We start from the raw sequence: 20,135 nt of genomic DNA on the forward strand, positions 1-20,135 counted from the left end.
CGCCGCCGGGGAGTCTCACGACGCCAACGACATCTCAGGCTTTCCCAGCGTTTTTACCAACCATTCGCTGATGCGGGACTGCTGCTCGGCATTCAGCCACATCCCCTGCTTGGTCCGACGCCAGATTGCATCGTCGAGACGACGCACCCACTCGTGTTCCACCAGGTAGCGCAGTTCGGCTTCGTAAAACTCGTGGCCGAAATCTTCACCCAGCCCGGCAATATCCTTCGCCTCACCAATAATCAACTCGCTGTTGCTGCCGTAGGTGCGGGCAAAGTGGCGCGCCAGCGATTCGGTGATAAACGGATAGCGACGGCGCAGTTTAGCCGCGTAGTCATCGCGATCGCTGCCAATCTCGCCGCCGGGCAGCACGGCGCCTTTGGTCCACGCCGGGCCGATGCCGCTGTAGTACGGCGCCAGTTTCTCCAGCGCGTGTTCGGCGAGCTTGCGGTAGGTGGTGAGCTTGCCGCCAAAGACCGACAGCAGCGGTGCTTTACCGTGGTCGTCGTGAATATCCAGCGTGTAGTCGCGGGTGATGGCCTGCGGTGAATCAGACTCGTCATCGCACAGCGGACGCACACCGGAGTAGGTCCAGACGATATCTTCGCGGGCGAGTTGCTTTTTAAAGTGGCCGTTGTAGACCTTCAGCAGATAGTTGATTTCGCTCTCGTCGATCTCGACGTTTTTCGGATCGCCGTGGTACTCCACGTCGGTGGTGCCGATGATCGAAAACTCATCCATCCACGGGATCACAAAGACAATACGCTTATCTTCGTTTTGCAGAATGTAGGCCTGCTTCTGAGCGTGCACGCGCGGCACCACGATGTGGCTGCCTTTAATCAGGCGGATACCGTACGGCGACGGAAGATGCATGCCGTCGTCGACGAACTGTTTTACCCACGGGCCGGTGGCGTTCACCAGGCCGCGAGCCTGCCAGCGGAACTTCTCGCCGCTGTCGATATCTTCCGCTTCCACGATCCACAGGCCGTTTTCACGTTTTGCTGAGATGGCGCGGGTGCGGGTACGGACTTCACCGCCTTTCTTCACCACCATCTGCGCGTTGGCTAACACCAGGCGTGCGTCGTCGACCCAGCAGTCGGAATATTCGAAACCGCGCACGATTTCCGGCTTCAGCACGGATTCTGCGCCAAAACGCAAACCGGTCGAGGCGGGCAGGCTGGTGCGTTTGCCCAGATGATCGTACATAAACAAGCCGGTGCGGATCATCCACGCCGGGCGCAGATGCGGGCGGTGGGGCAGGCGGAAGCGCATCGGGATCGCAATATGCGGGGCCATTTTCAGCAGCACTTCACGTTCGGCCAGCGCTTCGCTCACCAGACGGAATTCATAGTGCTCAAGGTAGCGCAGACCGCCGTGGATCAGTTTTGAGCTGGCGCTGGATGTGGCGCAGGCCAGATCTCTGGCTTCCAGCATCAGTACGGATAATCCACGTCCTGCCGCATCTGCCGCAATGCCTGCACCGTTAATGCCGCCACCTATCACAATCAGATCTTTGGTTTCCATTATTGCTACCTCTGGGACTTTCGTTATAGCTCACTAATGTTCGTTATCGCTCATAATAGCAAGTAAACGCGCTTTTGGTAACATTGAAAAAACATTTTAGAGTGATGTGCATAACATATTGGCGTTTACGTACCGTGAAGACGTACACTTGGCGGTAAAATGTCGTCAGCAAGACACCGGCCATAACGATAAGAGAGCACCATGGATCAGTTTGAATGTATTAACGTAGAACAGGCGCACCAGAAGCTGCAGCAGAGCGCTGCCGTGCTGGTGGATATTCGCGACCCGCAAAGCTTTGCCATGGGCCACACTCCTGGCGCTTTTCATCTGACCAACGACACGCTGGGCGCGTTTATGCGCGATAACGATTTTGAAACCCCGGTGCTGGTGATGTGCTATCACGGCAACAGCAGCAAGGGCGCGGCGCAGTACCTGCTACAGCAGGGCTACGACCAGGTGTACAGCGTTGACGGCGGCTTTGATGCCTGGCATCGTCACTTCCCGGCTGAAGTGGTACACGCCGGTTTCTAAGACCGTGCTCGCTTTTCCCTTCCTGATGCCGCCTCCCGTCAGGCGGCCTTTACGCGCCGCTGCAACGCATCCGTAAGGGTTTGGGTATATACTGTCCCCTTTTGTGTGGAATAGAAGCGACCTGCTGATGTTGATGATCACCTCTTTTACTAACCCGCGCGTTGCCCAGGCTTTTGTTGACTATATGGCAACGCAGGGCGTTATTCTGACTATCCAGCAGCATACGCGTAGCGATGTCTGGCTTTCCGATGAGTCCCAGGAAACGCGCGTGCGCGACGAACTGGAACGCTTCCTGGCAAACCCGGCCGACCCCCGTTATCTGGCGGCTAGCTGGCAGTCCGGCCAGACCAACAGCGGCCTGCACTATCGTCGTTTCCCGTTCCTGGCCACGCTGAAAGCGGGCGCAGGCCCGGTGACGATGGCCATCATGGCGGCCTGCATTCTGGTCTTTATTCTGATGAGCGTGATGGGCGATCAGCCGGTGATGCTCTGGCTCGCCTGGCCGTACGATGATTCGCTGAAATTTGAGCTCTGGCGCTACTTTACCCACGCGTTAATGCATTTCTCATTCGTCCATATCCTCTTCAACCTGCTATGGTGGTGGTACCTCGGCGGCGCGGTAGAGAAGCGTATTGGCAGCGGCAAACTGGTGGTGATTACCGTGATAAGCGCGCTGTTGAGCGGCTTTATTCAGCATCAGTTCAGCGGCCCGTGGTTTGGTGGTCTGTCCGGCGTGGTGTATGCCTTAATGGGCTATGCGTGGCTGCGCGGCGAGCGCGATCCACAGAGCGGCATTTTTCTGCCACGCGGGCTGATTCTATTTTCGCTCATCTGGCTGGTGGCCGGATGGTTTAACGTTTTTGGGATGTCAATTGCGAACGGCGCGCACGTCACCGGGCTGGTGATTGGTCTGGCAATGGCCTTTGTCGACACGCAAAATGCGCGGAAGCGCGCATAATTTTCCAGGGATTCATCATGAAACAAACACAACGTCATGACGCGATAATCGAGCTGGTAAAACTCCAGGGCTACGTCAGCACCGAAGAGCTGGTGGAGCATTTTTCCGTTAGCCCTCAGACCATTCGTCGCGATTTGAATGACCTTGCGGAGCAGAAAAAAATCCTGCGTCACCACGGCGGCGCGGCGCTGCCGTCCAGTTCGGTGAATACCTCCTGGCACGACCGCAAGGCCACCCAGGCGGAAGAAAAAGAGCGTATCGCCCAGCGGGTAGCCAGTCAGATACCGAACGGCTCGGCGCTGTTTATCGACATCGGCACTACCCCGGAAGCGGTGGCCCATGCGCTACTCAACCATAGCGATCTGCGGATCGTCACCAACAACCTGAACGTGGCAAACACGCTGATGGCGAAAGAGGATTTTCGCATTATTCTGGCGGGCGGCGAACTGCGCAGCCGGGATGGCGGCATCATTGGTGAAGCGACGCTCGACTTTATCTCCCAGTTCCGCCTGGATTTCGGCATCCTCGGGATCAGCGGCATCGACAGCGATGGTTCGCTGCTGGAGTTTGATTATCATGAAGTGCGTACCAAGCGCGCGATTATCGACAATTCCCGCCACGTGATTCTGGTCGTCGACCATTCGAAGTTTGGCCGTAACGCGATGGTGAATATGGGCAGTATCAGCCTGGTTGATGCGGTCTTTACTGACGTTCTGCCGCCGCCGGGCGTGATGCAGGTGATTGCGGAAAATGATGTGCAGCTTGAGCTGTGCTAAATCAGGTAGCCCGGACGAGGCGCGCTAGCGCCGACTCCGGGGAATCCCCGGCGTCACTTCGTTCGGCCGGGCTACGGTTTTATGACATCTGCTGCTGGAACTTGCCTTTGCTCAGATCGGCCACGATATGGTTCATGCGATCTTCCGTCAGGCGGTAGTAGCGGATGGAAATGGCGGTAATCAGATAGAAGATAGCCGGCAGTACCGTAAACAGGATTAATACCCCACGGACCGCCTCTGCTGACTGCTGTTCAACCCCCGCCTGATAGCCATAGAACGCCAGACCCCAACCGGTGAGCGCACCGCCGATGGCGACGCCCAGTTTGATAATAAAGATATTTGCCGCCACGTTCATACCGGTAATACGACGCTGGGTTTTCCATTCGCCATAGTTATTGGCATCGGTAATCATTGACCACTGCAGCGGGGCGTTAATGCCCTGAAGAATATTAAGGATAACGTGGACGATAAATGCGGGCATCCAATATTCGGTTGGTAGAACCAGGAACAACAAGCCAAATAATGCACTGAGTACGTTGACCCACACCGACGCGCGGATTTTACACATCCAGGAGCCGATATATTTCGCCATCAGGCTGCCAATGACGGCGGCAATGGTGGTCGCCAGCATGAAGATGGAAATAACGCTGCTGCCCTGGTGCAGAATATATTGTACAAAATAGACCAGCAGCCCGCCGCGCACCACGACGCCACAGAGCATCGCCAGGTTATATACCGACAGTACACACCACTGATCGTTTTTCATCAAAATGCGCACGTCGCGCAAAATGTTCAGGTTCTCCTCTTTCACCGGCGTAATACGCTCGCGGGTGGTCATAAAACAGATCAGGAACATGATGCAGCCAATCACGCCGAAAATCCCCATCGCCCACTGCATACCGGAAGCTCTATCGCCCGGTGCAATCAGGTCTGCCAGCGGAAGAATAAGCGCTGTACCCATCGCACCGCCAATCGGCGCGACGGCGAAGCGCCAGGACTGTAGTGACAGGTTTTCCCGTGGGTCTGCGGTAATCGCCGCGCCCAGCGAGCAGTAAGGGATATTAATTGCCGTATACATCAGCGTCATAAAGATATACGCGACAACGGCGTAGACAATTTTCCCGGTTTGTTCGAAGTTTGGCGTGGAATAAACCAGAACGCAGCTGACGGCAAATGGCACGCAAATAATCAAAAGCCACGGACGGAAGCGTCCCCAGCGACTTTTGGTCTGATCAGCGATCGCCCCCATTATCGGGTCGGTAATGGCATCCAATACCCTGACAACTAAAAATAACGTCCCCATTACTGCTGGGGGTAATCCATAGATATTCGTATAGAAATAAGCAAGAATGGCAACGGAGGAATCGAAGACGATATGGCTGGCGGCATCGCCAAGGCCAAATCCGAACTTCTCTTTATTACTGACTTTTTCAGTTAATGCCGACATAGGGTCACCTTTTTATTATTACGTGCCAACATACGACACCACTTATAAAAGGTGGCTCTAAGCCTGAATATTCCAATTTTTCACTTTGGACTTATGTTAATTCTCTAATGTGACGCAGCTATCTCTTTGCTATTTGGCGTAGCCGCCATCCGGCCTACGAGCGTAGTAGGCCAGAAAGCGAAACAAATTACACGCCGTACCCCATCATCTTCAGCAGCTTCTGCGCATGCTGTACCGCATCCTGGCGATGCGCCACGCCGAGCTTCTGATAGAGGTTGCGGATATGCGTTTTGATGGTCGTCGCCGCTACGTCAAGTTCACCGGCAATCTGTTCGTTGCTGTAGCCCGAATAGATAAGCCCCAGCACCTGCCATTCGCGCTGGGTGAGCGGGCTGGTACGGATAAGCTCCGGCACTTCCGGGTGGTTGAGCAGGCGCTCGACGAAGCTTTCGTCAAAGTGGGCAAACTTGTGACGATGGTGCTGGTTAATCTCGCGCAGAATGCGCTGGGCGCGGTGCTGATCGAGCTCTGGCAACGTATTCAGCTGAATCAGCTGGCGTAACTGCTGCGCCATCGCTTCGCCTTCAATCACGAAGTGGCTGATAAAACCGGTGCGGTTCGCAAGCTGCAGCGCCTCCAGCAGTACGCGCTGGGCTTCATTTTTGTTCCCCGCCTGCCAGTGCAGCTGGTTCATCAGCAGCAGGTTGCGGTTGAGATCGCTCATCAGGCGCAGCGCGCGGGCATTTTCATTTAACTCTTCCAGCACCATTTCGGCAGAGTCGAACTCGCCGAGCAGGATCTGCGCGCGGGCGATGTTACGCCACTGGCCCTGCAGGAAGTGGTTATTGGCAAACTCCGGCTTCGGCGTATGGCGCAGCCAGTTGGCCGCTGCTTTTTTATCACCGACCATCTGCCAGTAAATGACCCGTACTTTATCGGCGTTGGAGACCCAATCGCTGTGGTACGCACCGTTTCCGAGCAGGTTTTCGAGTCGGTTCAAATAGTTGCGGGCGTTATCCAGATTGCCGCGGGCCAGCGAGCACTGTACCAGCAGCGTCAGGCACTGGAGCTGCTGCTGCGGCTGGAAGCCGCTCAGTACTTCAATGCCGGTGCGGGCGGCGGTTTCGGCCTCATCGAGGCGTGCCCATGCCCACAGTAGCTGCGCGCGGATGCGCAGCAGGAATTCGTGCATCGGTAGCTGTTCAAGGTGCTGATCGTGGATCAGCTGGAAGCCTTTCTCCTGGCACTCCCAGGCGGCCTGCAGGAAGCCCTGCGCAAACAGGATTTCGCTTTGCTGGATCAGGCTCCACAGCGCGTAGTGCCAGATATCATGGCGACGCGCCATTTGTTCGGTTTGCTGCATCACGGCAATAGACTGGCTCAGCAGCCCCTTGCAGTGCAGCACCTCACCGTGCACCGAAGTGGCGACGATGCGGCTATAGAAGTTCGCCAGCGGCAGCTCTTCAAGCGCTACCGTAGAGAGGCGCTCGGCTTCGTCCTGATCGCCGTCGTTAATCGCCACCTGGGCGCGCAGGGCGTTGAAATCGCCGTGCAGCGAGGAGTCCATTTCGAAGGTCATCTCCTGCTCGGCGCGAGCCAACAGGGTATTCACTTCGCTATAGCGGTGCTGGCTCTGCATCAGCCAGGCCTGCAGCAGCACCAGACGCGGGTTCTCCAGCAGACTTTCCCACGGCAGGGCAGAGAGCGACTCTTCCAGCAGGGCGAGCTCGCTATGGTGGAACAGGCCCCAGGCGTGGTTGAGCAGAATATCGCGCAGCATTTTTGGGTCGCCCGCCGCCAGCGCGTGATGAATGGCTTCACTTGGGAAGCCTTGCGCCATCCAGCTTTCCGCCGCAGCGCGGTGAATGTCCGGCAGTTCAGCCGCCAGTTCCCACTGACAGCGCTGACGCAGGAAGCTACAGAACAGCGGATGGTAGCTGAACCACTCGCCGGAGTTATCCATACGCTGCACGAACAGCCCCTGGCGCTCGATCTCTTCCAGGCGCATCTGACCGTTTTCTTCCCCGGTCACACGGGCGATCAGCGAGTCGTTCATCGAACGCAGTAGCGAGCTTTTCAGCAGGAAATTTCGGGTGTCAGGGTCAACGTTATCCAGCACTTCATCGACCAGATAGTCGGACAGATGGCTGGCGTTAATGCCCGCCAGACGACGTGCGGAGTGCTGCGTAGCGTTGTTACGCTGACGCGCGGAGAGCGCAATCAACTGGAGCGCCGTGGCCCAGCCAGCTACGTCATCGCACAGGCGGCTGCTCTCAGCGGGCTCAATCGGCGCGGCTAAGCGGCAGTCGAAGAACTGTTTGGTTTCCGCATGGGTAAACGACAGCTGTTGGCTGCCGATTTCCAGCAGTTGGTCACGTACGCGAAGGTTGGCAATACCCAGTTGCGGCAGATTGCGCGACAGCACCACCAGCGTGAGATTCTCTGGCTGATGGCGCAGGAAAAAGCGCATCGCGTCGTGGATGATAGGGTTCGTTATCAGGTGGTAGTCATCAATGACCAAATAGAGCGGACGCTGCCATTCGCTTAATTCAATAAACAGCTGAGAGAATAGGGAGCTCAGGCTAGCGTACTGGCGCTTTTGCACCATGTTTTCGCTGGCCTCGCAATGGCCCCCGGTCGCCTGCTGGATAGCGGCGATCAGGTAACTGGCAAAGCGCTCTTGCTGGTTATCGCCTTCATCAAGAGAGTACCAGCCGAGGTCGCTCATCCCTGCTGCCCATTGTGAAATAAGCGTTGTCTTTCCATAGCCAGCCGGACTGGTAATCAGCGCCAGACGATAATTGTTCGCGCCTGAAAGTTTCGCCAACAGTCTGTCGCGCACCACGGTGTGATCGAGACGGACGGGTCGACTGAGTTTTGACGGAATCAACATAGCTAATCACTTCACTGTGAGGATTGGAAAACGAGATTTTTTTGCGCTTCGTAATTAATCCATACAAAGGTCGGTCAAATGACTATGTATTGCAAGTTATGTCCTGTTTTGATGTCTGTGAATTTGCTATATGTCACACTTCTTTCTATTTAATACCATCCTCGTAGAATGCCGCTCAGGGCGCGAAAAGTCTGAATCACATAACCCCTTGTAGTTCCGTATGAAATAACACTTGAGCAAGAACTCAAATAAACCACGTTTGAAAATGTTTCAGTAAACGTAAATTTCCGTAGAAATACTGCGTATTAATTTGTTGCTTATTTTCACGGCGAAATCATTTCCTTATTTGCATATTTACTGCGAAACGCCATTTCATTTTATGACCTGGCGCGAAGATATCTCTGGCGAAATCCTCAACACTAAGCTTCTGAACAAGGACGCTCCAGGCTGGGTGAAAAACGAGCGAATCTGCCGTTAGCGGCTAACGTTATAGTGGCGGCGATCACACTTTTCGCTCATCCCTGCGACTCCTCCCTGTCTAATCCAGGACGGGATGAGGAAGTCCACCATTCAGCCAGGCACACTAACGCCAATGTCTATGTAAAAGGATTCGAATTCGCTATGTCACAGCCTACCTTCAATCACGATTCATTCCAGGCTGCCCTGACGCGTCAGTGGCAGCGATTTGGCTTACAGGCCGCCACCGAAATGACATCCCACCAGTGGTGGCAGGCGGTGAGCGGTGCGCTGGCAGAACAGCTCTCCGCACAGCCGGTAGCGAAACCGGCAAAAGATCAGCGCCACGTGAACTACATCTCGATGGAGTTCCTGATTGGCCGTCTGACCGGTAACAACCTGCTCAACCTCGGCTGGTACGAAGGGGTGAGCGACGCGCTGAAAGCCTACAACATCAACCTGACCGACCTGCTGGAAGAAGAGACTGATCCGGCGCTCGGTAACGGCGGCTTGGGGCGTCTGGCGGCTTGCTTCCTCGACTCAATGGCTACCGTGGGCCAATCGGCGACCGGCTACGGCCTGAACTATCAGTATGGTCTGTTCCGTCAGTCCTTCGACGACGGCCATCAGATGGAAGCGCCGGACGACTGGCAGCGCGGCAGCTACCCGTGGTTCCGCCACAACGCCGCGCTGGATGTGCAGGTGGGCATCGGCGGTAAAGTGGTGAAAGGAGAGTGGCAGCCAGCGTTTACCATTACCGGTGAAGCCTGGGATCTGCCGGTGCTGGGCTACCGTAACGGCGTCGCACAACCGCTGCGTCTGTGGCAGGCCAAGCACGCGCATCCATTTAACCTGACCAAATTCAACGACGGCGATTTCCTGCGTGCCGAGCAGCAGGGTATCGACGCCGAAAAACTGACCAAAGTTCTCTACCCGAACGACAACCACACGGCGGGCAAAAAGCTGCGCCTGATGCAGCAGTACTTCCAGTGCGCCTGCTCCGTGGCCGACATTCTGCGCCGTCACCATCTGGCGGGCCGTAAGCTGCACGAGCTGGCCGACTTTGAAGTTATCCAGCTTAACGATACGCACCCAACCATCGCCATTCCTGAGCTGCTGCGTGTGCTGATTGATGAGCACCAGATGAGCTGGGATGACGCGTGGGCGATTACCAGCAAAACCTTCGCCTACACCAACCACACTCTGATGCCAGAAGCGCTGGAGTGCTGGGATGAGAAGCTGGTGAAAGCGCTGCTGCCGCGTCACATGCAGATTATCAAAGAGATTAACGACCGCTTTAAGAAGCGGGTTGATGCTACCTGGCCGGGCGACGAAGCCGTCTGGGCGAAGCTTGCCGTGGTGCACAATAAGCAGGTGCGCATGGCGAACATGTGCGTGGTGAGCGGTTTTGCGGTCAACGGCGTTGCGGCGCTGCACTCGGACCTGGTGGTGAAATATCTGTTCCCGGAATATCACCAGCTGTGGCCGACCCATTTCCACAACGTCACCAACGGCATCACCCCGCGTCGCTGGATCAAACAGTGCAACCCGGCGCTGGCTGCGCTGCTGGATAAATCGCTGAAGAAAGAGTGGGCTAACGATCTCGATCAGCTGATCAACCTGGAAAAATACGCAGACGACGCGAAATTCCGCAAGCAGTACCGCGACATCAAGCTGGCGAACAAAGAGCGCCTGGTGAAGTTTGTCAAAGCGCGCACCGGTATTGAGATCTCCAGCCACGCGATTTTTGATATCCAAATCAAACGTCTGCACGAGTACAAACGTCAGCACCTGAACCTGCTGCACATTCTGGCGCTGTACAAAGAAATCCGTGAAAACCCGGAAGCTGACCGCGTACCGCGCGTGTTCCTGTTCGGGGCGAAGGCGGCACCGGGCTACTACCTGGCGAAGAATATTATCTTTGCTATCAATAAGGTGGCTGAAGCCGTTAACAACGATCCGAAAGTGGGCGACAAGCTGAAAGTGGTCTTCCTGCCGGATTACTGCGTGTCGGCAGCGGAGATGCTGATCCCGGCGGCGGATGTCTCTGAGCAGATCTCCACGGCAGGTAAAGAAGCCTCTGGTACCGGCAACATGAAGCTGGCGCTCAACGGTGCGCTGACCGTCGGTACGCTGGACGGTGCGAACGTCGAAATCGCCGAACAGGTTGGTTCTGAAAACATCTTTATCTTCGGCCATACCGTCGAGCAGGTGAAAGAACTTAAAGCCAAAGGCTACGATCCGCTGAAATGGCGTAAAGCCGACAAGCTGCTGGACGCGGTGCTCAAAGAGCTGGAAAGCGGCAAATACAGCAACGGCGACAAGCACGCCTTCGACCAGATGCTGCATAGCATGGGTAAACAGGGCGGCGATCCGTACCTGGTGATGGCGGACTTTGCGGCTTATGTCGAGGCGCAGAAGCAGGTCGATGTGCTCTACCGCGACCAGGAAGCGTGGACCCGCGCGGCGATCCTGAACACCGCTCGCTGCGGCATGTTCAGCTCCGACCGCTCTATCCGCGATTATCAGAAACGTATCTGGCAGGCAAAACGCTAAGGACAGGCCATGGAGAGCAAACGCCTCGATAATGCCGCATTGGCGGCGGGTATCAGCCCAAACTACATCAATGCCCACGGCAAGCCGCAGTCTATTGGTGCCGACACCAAGCGGCGTTTGCTTGACGCGATGCATCATACCGCCGCCACCGATGTGGCGGCCACGCCGGTGCCAAACGTCATGGTCTGGACGTACGGTAAAAAGATGACGCTGGCGGTGGAGGGGAAGGGCGAATTTAGCTGGATCCTCACCACGGAAGAGGGCAAGCAGTATCACGGCCAGGCGACGGGCGGTAAAACGCTCAGCCTGCCGACCCGGCTGCCGGAAGGGTATCACTCGTTAACCCTGACCCAGGGCGAAGAGCGCTGGCACTGCCGGGCGATTATTGCGCCGGAGCGCTGCTATGAACCGCAGCCGCTGAAAGAGGCGAAAAAACTGTGGGGCGCCTGCGTGCAGCTCTACACCCTGCGTTCGGAGAAGAACTGGGGCATCGGCGACTTCGGCGACCTAAAGGCGATGCTGCCGGAAGTGGCGAAGCGTGGCGGTTCGTTTATCGGCCTCAACCCGATTCATGCGCTCTACCCGGCGAACCCGGAGAGTGCCAGCCCGTACAGCCCGTCCTCACGTCGCTGGATGAACGTTATCTATATCGACGTAAACGCGGTGGAAGACTTTGCGCTGAGTGACGAGGCGCAGGCGTGGTGGAAGCTGCCGGCAACTCAGAAGAAGCTACAAGCGGCCCGCGACGCTGAGCAGGTGGATTACACCACCGTGACCGAACTGAAAATGGCCGCATTGCGCATGGCATGGAAACGCTTTGCCAAACGCAACGATGAGCAGATGGCGACCTTCCGCTACTTTGTCGACAAAGAAGGGGAGAGCCTCTACTGGCAGGCGGCGTATGACGCGCTGCATGCTCATCAGGTGAAAGAAGACAAACTGCGCTGGGGCTGGCCAGCCTGGCCGAAGGCGTATCAGACTATCGAAAGCCCGGAGGTGCAGGCGTTCTGTAAAAAGCACGCCGACGACGTGGATTTCTACCTGTGGCTGCAATGGCTGGCCTATACCCAGTTTGCAGCCTGCTGGGAAACCAGCCAGCGCGATGCGATGCCGATTGGCCTCTACCGTGACCTGGCGGTTGGCGTGGCCGAAGGCGGCGCGGAAACCTGGTGCGACCGCGAGCTGTACTGCCTGAAAGCCTCCGTAGGCGCACCGCCGGATATCCTCGGCCCGCTAGGACAGAACTGGGGCCTGCCGCCGATGGATCCGCATATCATCGCCGCGCGTGCCTATGAGCCGTTTATTGAACTGCTGCGCGCTAATATGAAAAACTGCGGCGCGCTGCGTATCGACCACGTGATGTCGGTGCTGCGTTTGTGGTGGATCCCTTATGGCGAAACCGCTGACCACGGCGCTTACGTGCAGTATCCGGTGGATGCGCTGCTGTCGATTCTGGCGCTGGAGAGTAAACGTCATCGCTGTATGGTGATTGGCGAAGACCTCGGCACCGTCCCGGTGGAGATTGTCGGTAAGCTGCGTAAGAGCGGGGTTTATTCGTACAAGGTGCTCTACTTCGAAAATGACAGCGAGAAGAACTTCCGCGCGCCGAAAGCCTATCCGGAGCAGTCGATGGCCGTGGCAACCACCCATGACCTACCTACGCTGCGTGGTTATTGGGAGAGCGGGGATCTGACGCTGGGCAATCAGCTGGGGCTTTACCCTGATGCTGACGTGCTGCGTGGGCTGTATCAGGACCGCGAGCTGGCGAAGCAGGGGCTGCTGGATGCGCTGCACAAGTACGGTGCGCTGCCGAAACGCGCGGGGCATAAGGCTTCACTGATGTCGATGACCGCCACGCTGAGCCGTGGTATGCAACGCTATATCGCTGACAGCAACAGCGCCCTGCTGGGGCTCCAGCCGGAAGACTGGCTGCAGATGTCCAGCCCGGTCAACATCCCAGGCACCAGCTCCGAGTACCCGAACTGGCGGCGCAAGCTCTCCACGTCGCTGGAAGCGATGTTTGCTGATGACGGTGTGAACAAGCTGATTAAAGATTTGGACAAGCGCCGAAAAGCGGCGAGTAAGAAAAAGTAAAAATAAAAACGCCGGGGATATCCCCGGCGTTTTTATATCTGTGCCCCGGAGTTGGTGTTACACCACCATCCCCAGCAGCAAACAACCCACCAGACCGCAAACCGAGATAATGGTTTCCAGCATCGACCAGGACTTAATGGTCTCGCCGATAGTCAGGTTGAAGTACTCCTTGAACAGCCAGAAGCCTGGATCGTTCACGTGGGAGAAGATAACGGAGCCGGAACCGACCGCGATAACCATCAGTTCAGGGCTGACGCCGGTAGTGGCAATCAGCGGCGCCGCGATACCGCCAGCGGTGATGGCCGCAACGGTAGCGGAACCCAGTGCGATACGCAGCACGGCGGCGATAGACCAGGCCATAAACAGCGGAGACACGTTGGACTCGTGCATGATAGACGCGATGTATTTATCCACGCCGGAGTCGACCAGTACCTGCTTGAAGGCACCGCCGCCGCCGATGATCAGCAGCATCATGGCAATAATTTTAATGGAGGAGATCAGCGTGTCGTTGATGTCATCCATCGAACGGCCACGGTTCAGGCCGAAGGTGAAGATAGCAATCAGCACCGCAATCAGGGTCGCCATCACCGGGTCGCCGAAGAACTCAGCGGCAGGCAGCAGGGCGTGGCCTTTTGGGAGCACCATTTCCGCGATAGCGCGCAGCGCCATCAGGATGACCGGCACCAGAGAGGTCCAGACGCTTACGCCGAAGGATGGCATCTCTGCATCGGTGAAGGTTTTCGGGTTGTGCAGACCTTCCGGGATTGGCTTGTCGATGCTTTTCAGGCAGCGCGCATAAACCGGGCCTGCCAGAATGACGGTCGGGATAGCCAGCAGCGTACCGTACAGCAGGGTTTTACCCATGTCTGCGTGGAAGATAGTGGCGATAGCCGTTGGGCCCGGGTGAGGCGGCAGGAAGCCGTGGGTGACGGAGAGCGCCGCCGCCATTGGCACGCCGACGTACAGCAGCGGAATACGTGCGTTTGCCGCGATGGTGAACACCAGCGGCAGCAGCAGAACGAAGCCCACTTCATAGAACAGCGCGAAGCCGACGGTGAAGCCGGTCAGTACGACGGCCCACTGAATGTGCTTACGACCAAATTTGTCGATGAGGGTCGTGGCGATACGCTGCGCGCCGCCGCAGTCTGCCAGCATCTTACCGAGCATGGCGCCGAAGCCCATAATCAGCGCCAGGCTGCCGAGGGTGCCGCCAACGCCGTTTTTAATGGAGACGATAACTTTGTCCAGGGGCATGCCCTGCATTAATCCGACGGCCAGAGCCACCAGAACCAGAGCGATAAACCCGTTCATTTTGAAACGGATCATCAGCAGTAATAAGAGGATAACCCCGATAGCTACGATGATTAATGGCATAATTTATCCAGCCTTTAATTTGTTATGGGTAACGTCACTGTTGTGGCGACAACGTCCAATTGTCCCTACAGAGGGAATAGGTACTGACTTCTTCACGCCACCGCATGTTATTGACTCAGACAAAGGATAGCTGGCTATTTATTTAACGCGGTGGTGTGTGTTGCGATGATACGGGTAACATGTAGAGGTTGAGAATAACCCCAGGCATAGAAATGTGAAATCTGCGACGGTAGTCAAATTATTGGTAGGGTTATTGCCGTGTTTCAAGCGGGAACTTGCGAGGAATGTTGCGCGGTAACATGTGTCGAACAGAGAAATTCCCGGGGTCGGCGTAAACGCCTCGCCCGGGTTACCCATGTTTGTAGCCCGGCCAAGCGAAGCGCCGCCGGGACAAGCACGGCACGAACTTAGTAGTAAGAGTGCTCGCCGCGCTGGTGTTCGGTCAGATCGCGTACGCCTTTGAGGTCAGGGAATTCAGCCAGCAGCTGTTTTTCGATCCCATCTTTCAGCGTGACGTCAATCATCGAGCAACCGTTACAGCCGCCGCCAAACTGCAGGATGGCGTAGCCGTCGTCGGTGATCTCCATCAGTGACACGCGGCCGCCGTGACCGGCCAGCTGTGGGTTAACCTGCGACTGCAGCATGTATTCAACGCGCTCCATCAGCGGGGCATCGTCGGACACTTTACGCATTTTTGCGTTTGGCGCTTTTAGGGTCAGTTGAGAACCCAACTGATCGGTGACGAAATCGATTTCCGCATCTTCCAGATACGGAGCGCTCAGCTCGTCGACATAAGCAGTGAGCTGTTCAAATTTCAGGGCAGTATCACTTGCTTCCACCGCATCCGGCGGGCAATAAGAAACGCCGCATTCTGCGTTAGGCGTACCAGGGTTAATCACAAATACACGGATTTGTGTCCCTTCTTCCTGATTTTGCAGAAGTTTGGCAAAGTGCGCTTGCGCAGTATCGGAAATACGGATCATAGCTTTGACCTAATAGTTGACTACTTTAGTTGGTTATAATACGCCCATCGCTGGGGGTCTACAAGGTGCGACACAGACACCATACCTGAACGCTCGCCGCGCCATTTCGCAAAAGAAGCCGGGAAATCTCAGCAACGGTGCTGCCCGTGGTGACCACATCATCCACAATAACCATATGGCGACCCTGCACCGGTAATTCAAGCTGGAACGCATTTTTCAGGTTCTGCTTGCGCAGCCTGGCGCTGAGCTGATGCTGGGTGGCGGTAGGGCGTATGCGGGCAAGAGTCCGTGGGGTAAATTCGCAGGGCAGCCATTTCGCCAGCGCCCAACATAGCAGCTCGCTCTGGTTATACCCGCGTCGCCAGTGACGGCGTTGCCATAACGGGACGCTGACAAGCTGCTGCGGCATCGGCCACGTACCGCCGCGTCGCACAGCTAACAGCAACAGGCGCGCTAGCGCGAGGGCCAGCTCCGGCTGGCCGCTGAACTTGAAGTGATGGATCAACGTGCTGAGCGGAGGTTGATAGTCATTTACGGCCACCAGGCGCTGCCAGGGCGGTGGCTTTTGCAGGCAGCGCCCGCACGGCGCGCTGGTGCTACCCGAAGGCAAACCACACTGCGGGCAGCGACAAATCTCACATGTTACTGCGCGGGTACAGCGTGAACAGATGCCCCAGGCGGGGAGCGCCAGCGGCATTTTGCATAGCCAGCACAAGCCGTGGGCTGATAGCATAATCCTTCCTTGAATCAATAAAACGAGAACAATAGCTGATGAACGACATCTGGTGGCAAACCACGGGCGAAGGAGATTGTCATCTTGTGCTGCTGCACGGATGGGGGCTGAATGCCCAGGTCTGGGATTGCATTACGCCGGAATTAAGCTCGCATTTTACGCTGCATCTGGTCGACCTGCCGGGCTATGGGCGTAGCGGCGGATTTGGTGCTCTTTCGTTGGAAGAGATGGCGGAACGCGTGCTGGAAAAAGCGCCGGTAAAGGCTATCTGGCTTGGCTGGAGTCTTGGGGGGCTGGTGGCAAGCGAAGTGGCATTACGTCACCCCGAACGCGTTGAAGCGCTGGTCACCGTCGCATCGTCCCCTTGCTTTAGCGCGCATGACGCGTGGCCAGGCATTAAGCCTGAGGTGCTCAGCGGGTTCCAGCAGCAGCTTAGCGAAGACTTCCAGCGTACCGTCGAGCGTTTCCTGGCGTTACAAACGCTGGGCACCGAAAGCGCCCGTCAGGATGCGCGCGCGTTGAAACAGACGGTGCTGTCCCTGCCAATGCCCTCTTCCGAGGTGCTGAATGGCGGGCTTGAGATCCTCAAGACCGCTGACCTGCGTCAGCCGCTTACCGCGCTGACGGTGCCGTTCCTGCGCCTTTACGGTCGGCTTGATGGGTTAGTTCCGCGCAAGATTGTGGCACTGCTGGATGCACAATGGCCGCAGAGTGAATCGCAGGTGTTTGATAAGGCGGCCCATGCGCCATTTATTTCGCATCCACAGGCGTTTTGCGAGTCGTTGATTGCGCTAAAAAAGCAGCTTTAAAATAATTTTTTACCTGACGTGGTAAATGGCAAATTTGTAGCAATACTTAACTTGTTACGGTGGCTGACTGTTTCGGTAAGCCACCGTCACCTACAAAAATAACTGAATGGAGTGTAGGCCTATGAAACTTGTTACAGGTATTGTTGCATCTCTGGTTATTGGTTCTCTTTCATTTGGCGCATTTGCTGCCAAGGAAATTACTAAAGAAGACGTTGCGAAGATGAAGCTGACTAAAATCGGCAACATCACTACGTCAAAAACGACGTCACCGATGGACGCGAAGCACGATCTGTCGAAAAAAGCGGATGAACTGGGCGGCAAGTACTACGTGATTATCGCGGGTGAGAAAAACGAGAGAAACGTTCACGGTAACGCGGACGTGTATAAGTAATTTCGAACAGGTTATTCCCGGCGTGATAAACGCCGGGAATACGTTTTAGCGTAGTGCCCACCACTGACGTAAGCAGGCTTTCCCTTCCGGGCAGCTTTTGCAACTGCCGGTCAGACAACCATCCGGTTCTTCGTCAATCTTCATGACTTTCCCCATGGCTTCCAGGCGGCTCAGCATGGCATCGATCATCGCTTGCGACGTGTGTAACTGGGCGCTGAGCTGTGAGGCTTCCATGCGTCCTTGCAGTGCCAACATATCGCGTACTTCAATCAATGATGCCATGATGACTCCTAGTGACAATCGCCAGCAGGGCTAGAGCAGCATGAGGTTGGTGTTTTACGCGTCGCCAGCAGGGAGACATCCACCCGACTACGGGCACGGCGCAGCAGACCAATCACCACCACGTTGAACAGAATCACCGCCAGGATGCACACCAGGCTGTAGCGTGGGTGCTGGCTGAAGCTCACCGTCTGGTAGTACAGCGTCGAGAGCGAGTAGGCGATGTTCAGGCCCCACAGAATGGAGAAGGACATCCAACCGCGGCTCGACTCACGGGCAATTGCCCCCATCACCGAAATGCATGGAATGTAGAGCAGAACGAAAATCAGGTAGCTGTAGGCTGCCGCGGCGCTGCCGAACTTGCTGCTCATCACGCCCATCGCCCCGGTTTCCATCTCGCCGTCGCCTTTGCTGGCTTCGATTGGGTTGGCCAGTACGCTCAGGCTAAAGGTATCTTTCAGCCCCTGCCAGGTTTCATCAGCCGCAGCCAGCAGTTCTTCACCGAGGCTGAATTCCTGCGGGTTGAATTCTTCGTTCTGAATGTTTTCAGCGGTGTAGAGGGTGTTCAGCGTACCGACCACCACTTCTTTCGCCATTGCACCGGTAAACAGACCTACGGTGGCCTGCCAGTTATCGTCATGGACGCCAATCGGTTTAAATACCGGCGTGATCGCACGGCTGACCGAGGCCAGCGCGGAGTCGTTGATGTTGTCGACGATTTTGCCGCTGAACGAGAAGCTGTTCAGCGCGCTCAGGAAGATACTGACGATAACGATAACTTTACCTGCGCGCAGCACGAAGCCTTTCAGGCGCTGCCAGGTCTGGATAATCAGGCTCTTAATATGCGGTACGTGGTACACCGGCAGTTCCATCACGAACGGCGATGCTTCACCGCGCATGATGGTGTATTTGAGCATCAGGCCGGTCAGGATGGCGATAACGATCCCCAGCACGTACAGGGAGAAGACCACCAGCGCGCCGCCCTGGCCGAAGAAGGCAGCGGCGAAAACGGCGAAGATAGCCAGACGCGCCCCGCAGGACATAAACGGCGCCATCATGATGGTCATCAGACGCTCACGTGGTGCATCCAGGGTACGTGCGCCCATGACCGACGGCACGTTACAGCCGAAGCCGACGATCAGCGGTACAAAGGATTTACCCGGCAGACCCAGAGACTGCATCAGGCGGTCCATCACGAACGCGGCACGCGCCATGTACCCAGAGTCCTCAAGGAAGGAGAGGAACAGGTACATCATGCCGATTTGCGGTACTAACGGCAGCACGGTGTTAATACCGCCGCCGATACCCTGCGCCAGGAAGACCGTCAGCCAGTCCGGGAAGTGCAGCTGGTAGCCAATCCACTGAATGCCGTGGATAAAGATAGCGACGGAGCCGCCGTCAAAGATCGGCTGCAGCGCGCCGCCGATGTTGATCGCCAGCAAGAACATCAGGTACATGACGAACAGGAAAATCGGTAAGCCCAGCACGCGGTTGAGGACGATTTTGTCCAGCGCGGCGGTGAAGCGGCTTGGCTCGGCGGTCAGGGTGTTACTGACGGCATCGCAAATTGCGGCAATGCTCTGATAGCGGGCGTCGGCGATATGCAGCGCCGGGTCGTCCATCTCTTCGCTCAGACGCGCCAGAGAGACGTCCAGCTTGTGTGCGGCGTCACCGGCATAGGCGCGGCTATAGATATCGCCTTCCAGCATCTGCATGCCCAGCCAGCGGCGCTGACGTTCAGGGATCTCCTGCGCCATCTCTTTTGCCAGGTTATCGGCTTCGCGCAGCAGCGGCTGTGGATAGTGAACCAGCTCAATCGGCTGGTTGCCCTGATGGCGGTCAATCGCCATTTTCAGCGCTTCAATTCCGCGAGCGCGGGTGGAAACCAGTGGCACAACCGGGCAGCCGAGGCGTGCCGAGAGCGCATCCACGTCGATACGGATTTGCTGTTTCTCGGCAATATCGAGCATGTTCAGCGCGACCACGCACGGAATGCCCAGCTCGAGCAGCTGCAGCGTCAGGTAGAGGTTACGTTCGAGGTTGGAGGCGTCGACCACGTTAATCAGCAGGTCGGCATCACCGCTCAGAATATAGTGGCAGGCAATCTGCTCATCCAGCGAGGTTTGCGAGGAGATGGTGGTCAGCGAGTAGGTACCCGGCAGGTCGACGAGGGTGACCTGATGGTCGGTAGTGGCGAACGCGCCTTCTTTGCGCTCTACCGTTACCCCGGCCCAGTTGCCTACGCGCTGGCGTGCGCCGGTGAGCTGGTTGAATAAGGTTGTTTTGCCGGAATTAGGATTACCAATTAAACCGATGGTTAATTTTTTCATA

The 20,135-nt window shown here is 56.5% G+C and carries 15 protein-coding genes; 7 read left to right on the forward strand and 8 right to left on the reverse strand.

Annotated elements, in window-relative coordinates; genetic code table 11:
- Positions 1-15: 15 nt before the first annotated feature.
- Positions 16-1,524 carry a glycerol-3-phosphate dehydrogenase gene (gene glpD, locus V6944_RS05355; protein ID WP_333498180.1) on the reverse strand — a complete coding sequence of 503 codons (1,509 nt, stop codon included), beginning with the start codon at positions 1,522-1,524 and terminating at the stop codon, positions 16-18.
- Between the two features lie 201 nt (positions 1,525-1,725).
- Between glpD and glpE the strand changes: the two genes are divergently transcribed.
- The 3 genes from glpE to V6944_RS05370 all read left to right on the forward strand — a co-directional run bounded on the left by glpE (position 1,726) and on the right by V6944_RS05370 (position 3,789).
- Positions 1,726-2,055: a thiosulfate sulfurtransferase GlpE gene (gene glpE / locus V6944_RS05360; RefSeq protein ID WP_185667338.1), complete on the forward strand. Its 330-nt coding sequence runs from the start codon at positions 1,726-1,728 to the stop codon at positions 2,053-2,055.
- A 127-nt stretch (positions 2,056-2,182) separates the two neighbouring features.
- Positions 2,183-3,013 (forward strand): rhomboid family intramembrane serine protease GlpG, encoded by an 831-nt coding sequence (gene glpG, locus V6944_RS05365; protein WP_333498181.1) that lies wholly within the window; start codon positions 2,183-2,185, stop codon positions 3,011-3,013.
- 17 nt (positions 3,014-3,030) lie between these two features.
- On the forward strand, positions 3,031-3,789 hold the full coding sequence (locus V6944_RS05370) for a DeoR/GlpR family transcriptional regulator (protein ID WP_333498182.1): 759 nt from the start codon (positions 3,031-3,033) through the stop codon (positions 3,787-3,789).
- Between the two features lie 79 nt (positions 3,790-3,868).
- Here V6944_RS05370 and V6944_RS05375 read toward each other — a convergent pair whose 3' ends face one another.
- Together V6944_RS05375 and malT are read right to left on the reverse strand one after the other, a co-directional pair.
- Positions 3,869-5,236 carry a glycoside-pentoside-hexuronide (GPH):cation symporter gene (locus V6944_RS05375; protein ID WP_333498183.1) on the reverse strand — a complete coding sequence of 456 codons (1,368 nt, stop codon included), beginning with the start codon at positions 5,234-5,236 and terminating at the stop codon, positions 3,869-3,871.
- 187 nt (positions 5,237-5,423) lie between these two features.
- Entirely contained in the window at positions 5,424-8,129 is a 2,706-nt protein-coding gene (gene malT, locus V6944_RS05380) for an HTH-type transcriptional regulator MalT (protein WP_333498184.1), read from the reverse strand.
- A gap of 621 nt (positions 8,130-8,750) precedes the next feature.
- Here malT and malP point away from each other — a divergent pair.
- On the forward strand, positions 8,751-11,141 hold the full coding sequence (gene malP, locus V6944_RS05385; protein ID WP_333498185.1) for a maltodextrin phosphorylase: 2,391 nt from the start codon (positions 8,751-8,753) through the stop codon (positions 11,139-11,141).
- 9 nt (positions 11,142-11,150) lie between these two features.
- Positions 11,151-13,235 carry a 4-alpha-glucanotransferase gene (gene malQ, locus V6944_RS05390; protein WP_333498186.1) on the forward strand — a complete coding sequence of 695 codons (2,085 nt, stop codon included), beginning with the start codon at positions 11,151-11,153 and terminating at the stop codon, positions 13,233-13,235.
- Between the two features lie 57 nt (positions 13,236-13,292).
- Here the strand turns inward: malQ and gntT are convergent, their stop codons facing one another.
- The 3 genes from gntT to gntX form a co-directional block, all read right to left on the reverse strand.
- The gene (gntT, locus tag V6944_RS05395) at positions 13,293-14,609 is read right to left on the reverse strand and encodes a gluconate transporter (protein WP_035892130.1); all 1,317 of its coding nucleotides are present in this window, start codon (positions 14,607-14,609) and stop codon (positions 13,293-13,295) included.
- 407 nt (positions 14,610-15,016) lie between these two features.
- Positions 15,017-15,592 carry a Fe-S biogenesis protein NfuA gene (gene nfuA / locus V6944_RS05400; RefSeq protein WP_106925116.1) on the reverse strand — a complete coding sequence of 192 codons (576 nt, stop codon included), beginning with the start codon at positions 15,590-15,592 and terminating at the stop codon, positions 15,017-15,019.
- A 58-nt stretch (positions 15,593-15,650) separates the two neighbouring features.
- The gene (gene gntX / locus V6944_RS05405; protein WP_333498187.1) at positions 15,651-16,325 is read right to left on the reverse strand and encodes a DNA utilization protein GntX; all 675 of its coding nucleotides are present in this window, start codon (positions 16,323-16,325) and stop codon (positions 15,651-15,653) included.
- A gap of 38 nt (positions 16,326-16,363) precedes the next feature.
- On the opposite strand from gntX, the gene bioH reads away from it, so the two are divergent.
- Both bioH and V6944_RS05415 read left to right on the forward strand, forming a co-directional pair.
- Entirely contained in the window at positions 16,364-17,134 is a 771-nt protein-coding gene (bioH, locus tag V6944_RS05410) for a pimeloyl-ACP methyl ester esterase BioH (protein WP_333498188.1), read from the forward strand.
- 121 nt (positions 17,135-17,255) lie between these two features.
- On the forward strand, positions 17,256-17,525 hold the full coding sequence (locus V6944_RS05415) for a YdgH/BhsA/McbA-like domain containing protein (RefSeq protein WP_333498189.1): 270 nt from the start codon (positions 17,256-17,258) through the stop codon (positions 17,523-17,525).
- Between the two features lie 45 nt (positions 17,526-17,570).
- Here V6944_RS05415 and feoC read toward each other — a convergent pair whose 3' ends face one another.
- The gene (gene feoC / locus V6944_RS05420; RefSeq protein ID WP_333498190.1) at positions 17,571-17,807 is read right to left on the reverse strand and encodes a [Fe-S]-dependent transcriptional repressor FeoC; all 237 of its coding nucleotides are present in this window, start codon (positions 17,805-17,807) and stop codon (positions 17,571-17,573) included.
- Between the two features lie 8 nt (positions 17,808-17,815).
- Positions 17,816-20,134, reverse strand: a complete 2,319-nt coding sequence (gene feoB, locus V6944_RS05425; RefSeq protein WP_333498191.1) for a Fe(2+) transporter permease subunit FeoB — start codon at positions 20,132-20,134, stop codon at positions 17,816-17,818.
- Between the last annotated feature and the right edge of the window lies 1 nt (position 20,135).

The sequence above is a fragment of the Kluyvera sp. CHPC 1.2972 genome (assembly GCF_036759925.1).
GTDB lineage: Bacteria > Pseudomonadota > Gammaproteobacteria > Enterobacterales > Enterobacteriaceae > Kluyvera.

Bases quoted from the DNA above. Each gene is read 5' to 3' on its own strand.
- glpG (WP_333498181.1), top strand. From the start codon at position 2,183: ATGTTGATGATCACCTCTTTTACTAACCCGCGCGTTGCCCAGGCTTTT.
- gntT (WP_035892130.1), bottom strand. From the start codon at position 14,609: ATGCCATTAATCATCGTAGCTATCGGGGTTATCCTCTTATTACTGCTG.
- bioH (WP_333498188.1), top strand. From the start codon at position 16,364: ATGAACGACATCTGGTGGCAAACCACGGGCGAAGGAGATTGTCATCTT.
- V6944_RS05370 (WP_333498182.1), top strand. From the start codon at position 3,031: ATGAAACAAACACAACGTCATGACGCGATAATCGAGCTGGTAAAACTC.
- malQ (WP_333498186.1), top strand. From the start codon at position 11,151: ATGGAGAGCAAACGCCTCGATAATGCCGCATTGGCGGCGGGTATCAGC.
- malT (WP_333498184.1), bottom strand. From the start codon at position 8,129: ATGTTGATTCCGTCAAAACTCAGTCGACCCGTCCGTCTCGATCACACC.
- glpE (WP_185667338.1), top strand. From the start codon at position 1,726: ATGGATCAGTTTGAATGTATTAACGTAGAACAGGCGCACCAGAAGCTG.
- V6944_RS05415 (WP_333498189.1), top strand. From the start codon at position 17,256: ATGAAACTTGTTACAGGTATTGTTGCATCTCTGGTTATTGGTTCTCTT.
- nfuA (WP_106925116.1), bottom strand. From the start codon at position 15,592: ATGATCCGTATTTCCGATACTGCGCAAGCGCACTTTGCCAAACTTCTG.
- glpD (WP_333498180.1), bottom strand. From the start codon at position 1,524: ATGGAAACCAAAGATCTGATTGTGATAGGTGGCGGCATTAACGGTGCA.
- gntX (WP_333498187.1), bottom strand. From the start codon at position 16,325: ATGCTATCAGCCCACGGCTTGTGCTGGCTATGCAAAATGCCGCTGGCG.
- V6944_RS05375 (WP_333498183.1), bottom strand. From the start codon at position 5,236: ATGTCGGCATTAACTGAAAAAGTCAGTAATAAAGAGAAGTTCGGATTT.
- malP (WP_333498185.1), top strand. From the start codon at position 8,751: ATGTCACAGCCTACCTTCAATCACGATTCATTCCAGGCTGCCCTGACG.
- feoB (WP_333498191.1), bottom strand. From the start codon at position 20,134: ATGAAAAAATTAACCATCGGTTTAATTGGTAATCCTAATTCCGGCAAA.
- feoC (WP_333498190.1), bottom strand. From the start codon at position 17,807: ATGGCATCATTGATTGAAGTACGCGATATGTTGGCACTGCAAGGACGC.